This window comes from Pedobacter psychroterrae (assembly GCF_004331695.1).
Taxonomy (GTDB): domain Bacteria; phylum Bacteroidota; class Bacteroidia; order Sphingobacteriales; family Sphingobacteriaceae; genus Pedobacter; species Pedobacter psychroterrae.
Map to the genome: position 1 here is coordinate 1,847,862 of NZ_SJSL01000001.1, position 12,718 is coordinate 1,860,579.

Consider the following 12,718-nt stretch of genomic DNA (forward strand, 5'->3'; position numbering starts at 1 on the left):
TTTGGCCATGCTAGAAAAAATCATAATTCTCGATTTTGGTTCCCAATATACACAGTTAATTGCCCGCAGGGTTCGCGAATTAAACGTTTATTGCGAAATTCATCCCTTCAATAATATTCCTGAGATCACTTCTGATGTAAAAGGTATTATTTTTTCAGGTAGTCCATATTCTGTTCGCCAGGAAGACGCACCGCAGATAGATTTAAAAAGATTTCATAATAATTATCCTGTTTTGGCAGTTTGCTATGGTGCACAATATATAGCACAACATTCAGGTGGAGAAGTTCAGCCTTCTTCAACCCGTGAATATGGAAGGGCAAACTTAAACTACGTAGACCCAAATAATAAACTTTTTAAGAATATAGGTATTGGGTCCCAGGTATGGATGTCACATGGGGATACCATTACTGTTGTACCTGAAAATTTTGAACTGATAGCCAGTACTGACAGCGTAAAAGTTGCAGCTTTCCAGGTCAAAGACTCTCAGACTTACGCCATACAGTTTCACCCTGAGGTAACACATAGTACAGATGGCAAACAACTTTTAGAGAATTTCCTGGTAGACATTTGCGGATGTAAACAAGAATGGACTCCTGATGCATTCGTCGAAACTACCATAGCCGCCCTGCAGGAGAAGCTGGGTGATGACAAAGTGGTACTCGCACTGTCGGGTGGTGTAGACTCAAGTGTTGCAGCAATATTACTACATAAGGCAATCGGCAAAAACCTTCATTGTATTTTTGTAGACAATGGTTTATTGCGTAAGGATGAGTATGAGGCCGTACTTGAGCAATACAAGCATCTTGGCTTAAATATTAAAGGGGTAAATGCCAAAGACCGTTTTCTTAGCCAGCTTGCAGGCCTGAAAGATCCGGAGCTGAAGCGTAAAGCGATAGGCCGCGTATTCATTGAAGTATTCGATGATGAAGCGCATGAAGTGCAGGATGTAAAGTGGCTTGCACAAGGCACTATATATCCTGACGTAATAGAATCTGTTTCTGTCAAAGGACCTTCTGCAACTATAAAATCGCACCATAATGTTGGCGGCTTGCCAGACTTTATGAAATTGAAAGTTGTTGAGCCGCTAAATACGCTTTTTAAAGACGAGGTTAGAAGGGTAGGAAGGTCCCTGGGACTTGAGGATTTTATCATAGGCCGTCATCCTTTTCCTGGTCCGGGTCTGGCGATAAGAATTCTTGGAGATGTTACCGCAGAGAAGGTAGCTATTCTTCAGGAAGCAGATGCAATATATATCAATAACCTTAAGGAAGCAGGCCTATACGATCAAGTCTGGCAGGCAGGAGCTATATTTCTACCGGTTCAGTCCGTTGGAGTAATGGGTGATGAACGAACCTATGAAAATGTAATTTGTCTGCGTGCTGTTGAATCTGTTGACGGTATGACTGCTGATTGGTGCCATCTTCCATATAACGTACTCGCAAAAATTTCTAACGAAATAATTAACAAAGTAAAAGGAATTAACCGCGTTGTATATGATATTAGCTCAAAACCACCAGCTACAATTGAGTGGGAATAAATGGTTCATTGTCTGTATATTTCTTTTTTTAGCGGGGTGTTCCCCAAAGATTGTACCGACCGTTACCAAACCTGTTGTTCCTGAGGTTGTAGAAAAAGTTGTCGAAAAAAAGCCTGAAACCAAGTTTACACAGGCCAATGTTGCTCTGCTTATTCCTTTCAGATTGAATGAAGTAAAATTGAAATCGGCAACAAAGGCCACTATAGAACAATCTGCAATGGCAATAGATTTCTATCAGGGATTTAAACTTGGTATGGACTCCGCTGCGGCATCAGGATTAAATTTTAAACTGAATGTATTCGATACGCGTGATAATGACTCACACATAGATGAGCTTATCAGGAAAAACAATGGCCTTGCTGAAAGTAACATAATCATTGGCCCTGTTTTTCCACAGGGGTTGAAGCATATTGCAAATTTTGCTGCAGCTAAAGGAATCCCGGTTGTAAATCCGCTTGCAGCAACACATCCTGATGAATTTCACAATCCCAATTTGATATCCGTTGTAAATAACATTGACCTGCACGCAGCTAAAGTGGGTAATTATATTACCAGGAGTTATAATCCTGCCAGAACGGTCATTGTACTTATTAATCCAAAAGGGCCTGACCAGGTAATGGCTGACCCGATAAAGGCTTATTTTTCTAATCACAAAGAATTTGTTTTTCAGGAGTATGCTTCTGTTTTTACGATGGAGATGAGTCTCATTAAGGGTAAAACTTATGTGATCATTGTCAGTTCATCTGACAGAAATTTTGTCGTGCCGACGATAGATAAACTCATTAAGATGAAAAATGCAGGCTTGAATGTGGTACTGTACGGACATCCTGACTGGATCAAACAAAATTACAATATTGATAAATTACAGGCACTTAGTACTACCGTAAGTTCATCTTATAAAGTGGATTATACAAGTCCTGGAGTTAATACATTTATAAAGAAATATAGGGCTGCATTTAATTTTGAACCTGGAGAATATTCTTTTAAAGGGTTTGATGTAGGCTATTATTTTGCCAGTCTGATCTCCAGACATAAAGCGGATTTTCTGAAATATCTTACTAAAGAAAAATATAAGGGGCTGCACAATAGCTTTTCTTTCTATTATGATGAAAAATTGGGTTATATAAATACAAGTCTGATGTTGTTACGTTACCGGGATTTTTCGCTAAAAATTATAGAATGAGGGTAGAACACCAGCTCAGGGCATTTAAACAGGTTTTTGAAAACTACGACGGAGCAGTTCCTCTGCACCGGTTTCTTTTCAGTTATTTCAAACAACATAAGCAAATGGGTTCCTCAGACAGGCGCTGGGCCACCCGATATATCTATAGTTTTTTTCGTTTAGGAAAGGCTTTAATTAAGGAGCCTCAGATTACCAGACTGGCGATCGCTGATTTTCTTTGCAATGATACTTTGAGCCTGATTGTAGAGACAGAATTGCCGCTATTAAAAAATGCTATTACCAATTCTGTTAAGGAGAAATTAGATTTAGTAAAAAAGTACTTTCCTGAGTTTCAACTGAGGGATGTTTTTCACTTTCAGGAAGAACTAAGCGCAGAGATTGAACACCAGGATTTCTATACTTCTTTTTTTACTCAGCCTGATTTGTTCATTAGGGTTAAGGCTGATTATTTAGAACAGCTTAAGAAAAAATTAGAAGAGGAAGGCATAACTGCCGAGGCAATCAGTGCTACTGCCTTAGCCCTTCCTAATGGTACAAAGTTAGAAAAATTAGTGCCAGACCAGAGGCATTACCAGGTACAAGATCTTTCCTCTCAGGCAACCGGAGGCTTGTTTAAGCCGCAGCAATGGGATTATTGGTGGGATTGCTGTGCTGCTTCAGGTGGTAAGTCCCTGCTTTTGCATAGCGTGGAACCTACTGTGCAATTATTGGTTAGCGATGTTAGAGAAAATAGCCTGCACAATCTTGAAGAGCGTTTCCGGGATGCCGGATTAAAGAAATACCAAAAAAAGGTATTGGATTTACTTCAAAATAATGACCAGGACCTGCATCATTATGAATTTGACGGAATTATTCTGGATGCTCCGTGTACTGGCTCCGGTACCTGGGGAAGGACTCCGGAGATGTTATATTATTTTGACACGCATAAAATCAATTATTTCTCGAAATTACAGAAAGCTATTGCGGCCAATGTAGTTAAATACCTTAAAGAGGGCAAGCCCCTGATTTATATTACCTGCTCTGTATTTAAAGCAGAAAATGAAGAGGTTGTTGAGTGGCTTATAAAAGAACTGCCATTAAAACTTGAAAGAGCGGAAGTAATAAAAGGCTATAACAATAATGCAGACACTATGTTTGCGGCAAGGCTAATTAAGCTTTAACCAGCTCTATAATCCGGTATTGTTTCTGAACAGCTTAATGGCGATGGCAAGTAAAATAATACCAAATGCTTTTCTGAGTACATTTAATCCCGATTTTCCAAAAAGCTTTTCCAGTCGTTCGGTATTCTTAAGTACGAAATAGACAAACAGCATATTTATAAGTATTCCCACAATGATATTTTGAGTGGCATATTCCGTCTTCAGCGACAATAGGGTGGTCATGGTCCCTGCACCGGCTATTAAAGGAAAAGCCAAAGGGACGATGGATACCGTTTCAGGAGCGTCGCCTTCCTTGAATATCGCAAGCCCCAAAACCATCTCCATAGCGATAAAGAAAATCACCAGAGAACCAGCAATGGCAAAGGAAGCCACATCCAAGCCTATTACTTTTAAGAGCGTTTCACCTGCAAACAGGAAAATAATCATGAGTACTGTGGCGACTATAGTAGCCTTTTCCGATTGGATATGACCAGCTTTTTTTCTCAGTTCAATAACAATAGGAATTGATCCCAGGATATCTATGATGGCAAAAAGCACCATTGAAGTTGACAAAATTTGACTGAAATTGAATTCCATAGCAGTTAATCTTTATCAGACAAAGGTAGCGTTAAATCTAACAAAAAAGCCACTCCTGTAAGGGGGTGGCTTTTTTGTTAGATTTAACGCTACACTTATTTTGTATGTATATTACCGGCAGTCATAGAGCGGTATAGGTAAAGCAACATGTGCGCTGCTGCAAATATCAACGAGAAATAATACAGTCCGGTATCGGCACCATCGGTAATTTTATGGTGTATTATGGCGACAATAACTAACAAAACGGAAAGTCCTATACCTACATAAGATACTGTTTTTGTACTTTTCACTAAGGTTGCGTGCAGATTGTCAGAAAGTAAACTGTTTCTCATTCCGTAGAACAAGTAAACATTTATACCAATAATCATCCATACTATTAACCGTACCCAGGTATCTAATGGTAAGAATACCATCATACCCAGACATACCAGTACACCTAAAATAGGGATCAGGGGAACCAAAGGAACTTTGAATGCTCTCGGTAAGTCTGGCATGCGCTTTCTCAAAATAACAATACCAATACATACCAGGATAAAGGCAAGCAGCGTACCGATACTTGTCATCTCACCAACTACAGTGGCTGGTACAAATGCAGCAAACAAACTCACAAACACCATGAACAATAGATTGCTTTTAGCAGGTGTGCTGTATTTGGAGTGTACTTTTGAGAAAACTTTAGGTAGTAAACCATCTTTACTCATCGAGAAGAATACCCTTGATTGTCCCAATAACATAACCAGGATAACCGATGCATATCCTCCCAGAATGGCCAGGATGATTAGCTTATTTAACCATGGGTAAGCGGGAGTGACTACTCCGGAAGCATCTTTAACACCCATGTTGTCAATGGCAACAGCTACAGGAGCAATACCGTCCTGACCTTTAAATAAGTCGTAGTTGGCCACACCTGTCATTACGTGTGCAAAAAGGATGTAGAGAATAGTACAGATAAATAAAGACACCAGGATACCAATGGGCATGTCTTTTTTAGGATTTTTCGCTTCCTGTGCAGCTGTAGAAACAGCATCAAATCCTATATAGGCAAAGAAAACAATTCCCGCGGCGCGTATGACTCCCCCCCATCCGTGTGTAAATACACTTTCGTGACCAGGCTTGTCGGCAGGAATAAAATAAGGCGAATAGTTTTCAGAATTAATGTATTTCCAACCTAAAAGAATAAATATGAAAACGATCACCACTTTGACGGCCACAATTAGCCCATTAATAAATGCGGATTCGCTGGTTCCCCTAATCAATACAAGTGACATTAATACAATGATGAATACAGCTGGAAGATTAAACATTCCTGAAACAATGGTTCCATCTACCAGTGTAGCATGCTCAAAAGGGGACATCGTTATCTCAGCCGGGAGATGAAGGTCGTAATATGCGAGGAATTTGACCAGGTACCTGCTCCAGCTAATGGATACTGTTGCCGCACCTAATGCATATTCAAGCACAAGGTCCCATCCAATAATCCAGGCAATAAATTCGCCCATTGTGGCATAAGAATAGGTGTAAGCGCTCCCAGCTACAGGGATCATTGACGCGAATTCTGCATAACACAAACCAGCAAATGCACAGCCCAGCGCTGCAATAACGAAAGAGACCGTAATGGCAGGACCTGCGTTATTGGCTGCTGCGGATCCGGTTATGGAGAATAATCCAGCCCCGATAATAGCACCAATACCTAAAGCTACAAGATTTACAGGACCAAGCGTCCGTTTAAGGGACCCTTCTCCACTCTCTGCAGCTTCTTTTGTAAGTAAGTCAATTGACTTTCTAAAATTCATAGTTTAAAGTTTAGTTTAAAGTATATGTATAGTGCCGTTTAATTTGTAATTGGAATGTCAAACCTAAAGAAAATATTTTTAAAAGTAAAAGGGATTTTTATTCAAAATCCCTTTTATATAGCAGCAATAAATTAGTAGTTTTGAAGTGTATCGGTCACATTTTTAATGGTGTCAATTGTTTCCGTTCCTGCTGCGTCGACCGTTCTTCTGGTCTCAATTTCTTTTCTGATCTCTGTGGTCACGGGCTTTTCTCCTTGTACCGCTGAGGTTGTAGATCCTACACCTACCGCAATGTATGGTGCGATGACCAGAGAAACAATTGACATCAGTTTGATCAGGATGTTCATAGAAGGTCCTGAAGTATCTTTAAACGGGTCACCAACAGTATCACCTGTTACCGAAGCTTTATGCGGCTCAGATTTTTTGTAAAACATCTCACCGTTAATATTAACCCCTTTTTCAAAGGATTTCTTAGCATTGTCCCATGCGCCACCGGCATTACTCTGGAAAATCCCCATTAATACGCCTGTCACAGTAACGCCTGCCAGCAAGCCGCCTAGCACTTCAGGGCCAAAGATAAATCCAACAACAACCGGAGTAATCAATGCAATGGCACCTGGAAGCATCATTTCGCGAATGGATGCTTCGGTCGAGATTGCAACACATTTTTCATATTCCGGTTTCGCTTTATACTCCATAATTCCAGGAATCTCACGAAACTGTCTGCGCACTTCCTGTACCATATCCATTGCAGCTTTACCAACCGCCTGTATACATAATGCAGAGAACACGAACGGAATCATACCGCCGACGAACAAGCCAGCCAGTACAGGGGCTTTATAAATATCAATTGCTGATATACCTGCAATTCCGACAAAGGCGGCAAATAAAGCCAGGGAAGTTAAGGCAGCAGAGGCTATTGCAAACCCTTTACCGGTAGCTGCAGTTGTATTTCCTACCGCATCCAGGTTGTCCGTGCGCTCACGTACTTCAGGGGGCAGTTGGCTCATTTCCGCTATACCTCCTGCATTATCAGCGATAGGGCCAAAGGCATCAATAGCCAGTTGCATAGCTGTAGTTGCCATCATACCTGCAGCAGCAATAGCCACCCCATATAAACCTGCAAAATAATAAGAAGCCATAATACCACCAGCCAAAACCAGAATTGGAATAACCGTAGATTTCATGCCTACAGACAGACCAGCTATGATATTTGTAGCGTGACCAGTAGAAGATTGCTGTATAATTGAATTAACAGGTGCTTTGCCCATTGCGGTATAATACTCTGTTACGATACTCATGATCGTACCCACTACCAAACCAACCAGGATCGCATAGAACACATTGATATTCGAAAATTCATATCCCCTAAGACTTAATGTCTCAGGCAGCATCCACATAACAATAAAGTAAGATGCCACTCCTGTAATAACAATAGAAGACCAGTTACCCAAATTTAATGCAGTTTGAACATTAGATTTTTCATCTTTTATAGTTACAAACCAAGTCCCGATGATAGAGAAAATGATTCCTAGTCCACATATTAACATTGGTAACAAGATAGGGGACATGCCGCCAAAAGCATCAGCTTTAGCGTCAATTTCCTGACCAAGTACCATGGTTGCTAAAATCGTTGCTACATACGAACCGAAAAGATCGGCGCCCATACCTGCCACGTCACCTACGTTATCACCCACGTTATCAGCAATGGTAGCAGGGTTACGGACATCATCCTCTGGTATACCGGCTTCTACCTTACCCACTAAGTCTGCACCTACGTCGGCAGCCTTGGTATATATACCCCCACCTACACGTGCAAATAATGCAATAGACTCTGCTCCTAAAGAAAAACCGGTCAGCACTTCAATCGCAGTTTTCATATGGATAGCATTTACACCATCAGCTCCGATTACATCAAAGTAATGAAGGAACACAATAAAAAGACTTCCAAGTCCAAGTACAGCCAATCCTGCCACACCAAGCCCCATTACCGTACCGCCTGTAAAAGAAACCTTAAGAGCTTGTTTTAAACTCGTTCTGGCCGCTTGAGTAGTACGTACATTGGCCTTAGTAGCTGATCTCATTCCAATATATCCTGCCAATGCCGACAACACGGCTCCGATCACAAAAGATATACAAATGATCCAGCTGGAATGAAGTTCCACGCCGTTTACTTCATGGACGGTACCAGAATACGCAAGTAAAGCAGCTGTGAATACCACAAATATGCTGAGCACTTTCCATTCGGCCTTTAAAAAGGCCATTGCACCGTCAGCTATATAGCCGGCCAGTTCCTGCATATTTTCGTCACCAGCGTCCTGCTTGGTTACCCAGGCACTCTTAACGGCCATTACCAGAATACCTATCAGGCCCAGTACGGGAATAAAATAGATTAAATTGTTTTGTAAAAACTCCATATGTTGATCGTATCGTTTTAGTTTAATATTTGTTTTTCAATAGTGTTTTAAACTGTTTTGAAGCGCCTTTCCCATTTTACTTTTGATACAATAGGTAAACTATTTAGTAACATGAGGGGGATGCAAAAATAAGCGTGTTTATGTAATTACCAAATTTTTAATGAACTGATTGTTGTTTTTTTCTAAACAATTCGTTGTCAGCACTGATTTAGCATTATGTGTACCCGTATTTTTAGGCTGTCGATGCTCATATTAATCCGACTTCAACTATGATTTTCCAGCAAAAAAGCAATGTTTTATATAGAATTTAGGCAGGAGATTCGGACTAGTGGTGCATCAGGAAATATTTTTAATATATTAGCCTATCAGACCAAATAAAATTTAGTTTGATATAAACCAAACAAACTAAAAAATGAAAGAAGAAATTCAAGACGGTTCTTTTAAAAGAGAGCTGGGGCTGCTGGACGGCACCATGCTGGTTGTAGGCTCTATGATTGGGTCGGGAATATTTATCGTCAGCTCAGATATCGCCAGACAGGTCGGCTCGGCGGGCTGGCTCATCCTCGTTTGGGTGCTCACAGCGGTGATCACAGTCATAGCCGCAGTTAGCTACGGAGAATTAAGTGCTATGTTCCCGAAAGCAGGTGGTCAATATGTCTACCTTAAAGAAGCTTATAATAAGCTGATTGCTTTTTTATATGGCTGGAGTCTTTTTGCTGTGATACAAACCGGTACCATTGCAGCAGTAGGGGTTGCTTTTTCAAAGTTTGCAGCTTATCTGTATGAACCTTTCAGTGAAAATAATATACTCTGGCAGTCTGGTAGTTTCACCCTGCACGCTGCCCAGCTGGTTTCTATAGTTACCATTGTCTTACTTACTTATATAAACAGCAGGGGAGTAAAAAATGGCAAGCTGCTCCAAACTTTCTTAACCATCATCAAAATACTTTCTTTATTAGGCCTGGTAATATTTGGCTTTGCACTTGGTGCCAAAGCAGAAATATGGAATGCCAACTGGGCAGACGTCTGGGGATCGCGCTCATTTAGTCTGGATACCATGACCTGGACATCTATAGGTGGTACAGCTTTACTTTCAGGTATCGCTGCGGCCATGGTAGGCTCTATCTTTTCTGCGGATGCCTGGACAGGGGTTACCTTCATAGCAGGTGAGATTAAAAATCCACAAAAAAATGTAGGGTTAAGCCTTTTCTTAGGCACCTTGATTGTTAGTATTATCTATATCCTTGCCAATCTGATGTATCTGGCCGTTTTACCTTTAGATTCCATCGCCACCGCAAAATCTGATCGTGTAGCGGTAGTCGCAGCCCAATACATTTTTGGTCAGGCAGGCACTATTATAATCGCAGTAATGATCATGATCTCTACCTTTGCATGCAATAACGGTTTGATCATGGCTGGCGCCCGCGTTTATTACACCATGGCAAATGACGGACTGTTCTTTAAGAAAGCTGCTGTTCTCAACCGCTTTGATGTGCCTGAATGGGCTTTATGGATCCAGGGAATCTGGGCTTCGGCATTATGCCTGACAGGTAAATATGGGGCTTTGCTGGATTTCGTGGTGATCATTGTGCTGATCTTTTATATACTCACCATTTACGGGATTTTTATTTTAAGGAGGAAAATGCCAAATGCAGAACGACCGTATAGGGCGTTTGGTTATCCAATATTACCCATGTTTTATATCGTAGTGGCAACAGCACTCTGTATTCTTTTACTGATCTACAAGACAAGTACTTGTGGCTGGGGTGTACTGATCATGTTGCTGGGCATTCCGGTGTATTATCTAACCAAAAACAAGGAACAGGCTTAGTTTGCCGCGCAGAAAGATCTCGCGTAGGTGTCTTTAATTGTTGTATTGCCGGGCGTAGCCATTTACGTAAGGATATAAAATAGAAACAGGGATAAGCATTTAATGCTATCCCTGTTTTAAAGATGGTTGATCCACCACAGATCAACCTAAACCAAACAAACCAACACTATAACGTCTGGAAGTTTGAAAAAGTTTTATTTAATTAAAAATAATTATAAAATTATTTTTGACTGTTCCTGACGGCTCAGAAAACTCAGGGATAGGTTCCTATCCGATAATAATCAAAATGAATTTTAAGCTATAAGACAAGATCAACTATCCGAAAATAGTATACAGCAGGGGTCCGGTATCAACGGTCAACTGCCCTACGGTTACTTTATCAGAAGAAAATAAGGTGTCATTTTCCTGGCTCCCGGAAGGCCAGAATGAAAATACAAGGGCCTCAGATAAAGCTACTTTTTTGATCTATAGTGCGGCTAAAAAGCATGCATCCTATTTTATAGCTACAGCTAATCGCGCTGATCTGGGCTTTTCTGTGGTGCTGGATGAGCAGCTCATTGGCACAGATTTGCATTGCTATATGAGTTTTTGCAATGAAAGCGGCAAATTGGTGGGCAACAGCATGTATGTAGGGCTGGTCTAAAGATTTCAGGTGCTAAGGCATTCATTTTCAGCTAATATTTTGCGCTTTTACTGAGCCTCTTTCAAGTCTTTCTTGTCCAGCCATCCTTTCGTAACAATGCCGTCATTATCGGTGTGCGTTACGTAAATATATCCGTTCTGTTCGTCCACAACAGTGAATTTGGCGTTTACCCATAACCCAAACACACCTCTTCGCGGGTATTCCGTTCCGGGACCGTCATAAAAATATAGGGTTCCTTTAGGCAGTTTATATTTCTTTCCATCACTGGCCACTGTAGTCTCCGTAGTTTTAGGACTGCTCACTGGCGGCGTAGGCTTAGCCTCTGCACCAGTTTGCTTTTCAAATTCTTTTTGCAGACTATCTACATTGGTATCCTGCACTGCGGTATCCATAATGATTGGTTTTATTGCAGTAGTATCTGGCGATGAATCTGTCACATTCGCCAAGGTATCCGTCTTTTCTTCAATGACTGGCTCTTCATACACAACCTGAGGTTTAACATCCCCTCTTAAAATTGAATAGGCTGTAAAACCTGCCAGTGCAATGATTAATAAAATCATGACTGCAAAAACTGGTCTTGATATTTGCACAAAGGCCCCATCAGGTTCAGTAATTTCTTTTACTTGCGGCTTTTGGGGTAGTACAGGTGAAGGAATTTCCTGTCTGTCTTCGTGTACATTGTTTAATATAGCCTCCTGTAGCGAAGCTCCATTAGCAAATCTGTGTTCCGGTCTTTTTTCCAGGCATTTCTTAATGATTCCCAGCAGCCATGAAGGAACTTTCATCTCCCTAGCTTTAAGGTCTTCACTCCATGATGCCGGGAGTTGGTTTTTGCGGAGCGCCAGGAGATCAGGAACTTCCTTTTCCATATGTGACAGCATTACCGCATTGCGCGAGGTTTCGCCTTTATTAATCTGTGGGAAAGGAACGGTGCCTGCAAGTAGTTCATATAGGATCACCCCATAACTATAAATATCTGTCTGAAAGAACATTTCCCCGTCGTGTTGCTCGGGGGCCATAAACTCTACCGCACCTGCATGTCTTACACTGCTACGGCGTTGCTCGTCAGACATGATTGCCAGGCCAAAATCAAGCAGGATATAATTGCCAGTATCATCATTGAACTTTACATTGTTGCTTTTGATATCGCCATGTTTCACGCCTACATTGTGGCAATGGGCCAGCGCATTAGCCAATTGATCCGCAAGCTTTATGGTCTCCCTGATTGTGAAAACAGGATTGTGCGGTGGTTTAAGCAAATCCTCCAGATCAGGCCCCTCTATATATTGCATCTCGATGAAAGGAAATGACCCGCTTTCTGTCAGCCCCGAATTAAGAATCTTTACAACATTTGGATTTGGTATCTCATTTACCTTTTTTAATTTTTCGACTTCATTTTTAAAATTCCTGTAGTTTTTATCATCCGTATTTTCAGTGTGAATTGGGGTAGGTAGAATCTTCACTGCAGTGATAATAGCCCCCATTCTTTTACCTTTGTAAACAGAGCCCTGCCCACCGGTTCGCAATGCGCCCATGTTCTCTAATCCTTCTGTTATGGTAAATACTTTGCTCATAGTT

9 protein-coding genes are annotated in these 12,718 nt (G+C 41.1%); 5 read left to right on the forward strand and 4 right to left on the reverse strand.

Annotated elements, in window-relative coordinates; all coding sequences use genetic code 11:
- Positions 1–7 precede the first annotated feature (7 nt).
- From guaA to EZ437_RS08175, 3 genes are read left to right on the forward strand one after another with little or no spacing between them, the layout of a single operon-like run.
- Entirely contained in the window at positions 8–1,537 is a 1,530-nt protein-coding gene (gene guaA, locus EZ437_RS08165; protein WP_131594968.1) for a glutamine-hydrolyzing GMP synthase, read from the forward strand.
- Entirely contained in the window at positions 1,494–2,720 is a 1,227-nt protein-coding gene (locus tag EZ437_RS08170) for an ABC transporter substrate-binding protein (protein ID WP_131594970.1), read from the forward strand. Before guaA ends, EZ437_RS08170 begins: the two co-directional genes overlap by 44 nt.
- A complete protein-coding gene (locus tag EZ437_RS08175; RefSeq protein WP_131594972.1) occupies positions 2,717–3,880 on the forward strand; it encodes an RsmB/NOP family class I SAM-dependent RNA methyltransferase in 1,164 nt (387 codons plus the stop codon). The genes EZ437_RS08170 and EZ437_RS08175 overlap by 4 nt, the downstream gene beginning before the upstream one ends.
- Before the next feature lie 6 nt (positions 3,881–3,886).
- On the opposite strand, the gene EZ437_RS08180 is transcribed toward EZ437_RS08175, so the two are convergent.
- The 3 genes from EZ437_RS08180 to EZ437_RS08190 form a co-directional block, all read right to left on the reverse strand.
- Positions 3,887–4,456: a MarC family protein gene (locus EZ437_RS08180; protein WP_131594974.1), complete on the reverse strand. Its 570-nt coding sequence runs from the start codon at positions 4,454–4,456 to the stop codon at positions 3,887–3,889.
- Between the two features lie 95 nt (positions 4,457–4,551).
- Positions 4,552–6,249, reverse strand: coding sequence for an amino acid permease (locus EZ437_RS08185; protein WP_131594976.1), 1,698 nt, complete (start codon positions 6,247–6,249; stop codon positions 4,552–4,554).
- Positions 6,250–6,380: 131 nt separating this feature from the next.
- Positions 6,381–8,666 (reverse strand): sodium-translocating pyrophosphatase, encoded by a 2,286-nt coding sequence (locus tag EZ437_RS08190; RefSeq protein WP_131594978.1) that lies wholly within the window; start codon positions 8,664–8,666, stop codon positions 6,381–6,383.
- A 412-nt stretch (positions 8,667–9,078) separates the two neighbouring features.
- Here EZ437_RS08190 and EZ437_RS08195 point away from each other — a divergent pair, with 412 nt between their 5' ends.
- Together EZ437_RS08195 and EZ437_RS08200 are read left to right on the forward strand one after the other, a co-directional pair.
- Positions 9,079–10,497, forward strand: a complete 1,419-nt coding sequence (locus EZ437_RS08195; protein ID WP_131594980.1) for an APC family permease — start codon at positions 9,079–9,081, stop codon at positions 10,495–10,497.
- A gap of 310 nt (positions 10,498–10,807) precedes the next feature.
- Positions 10,808–11,140, forward strand: a complete 333-nt coding sequence (locus EZ437_RS08200) for a DUF6266 family protein (RefSeq protein ID WP_262708913.1) — start codon at positions 10,808–10,810, stop codon at positions 11,138–11,140.
- Positions 11,141–11,187: 47 nt separating this feature from the next.
- Here EZ437_RS08200 and EZ437_RS08205 read toward each other — a convergent pair whose 3' ends face one another.
- A complete protein-coding gene (locus EZ437_RS08205) occupies positions 11,188–12,714 on the reverse strand; it encodes a serine/threonine protein kinase (RefSeq protein WP_131594984.1) in 1,527 nt (508 codons plus the stop codon).
- Positions 12,715–12,718 lie beyond the last annotated feature (4 nt).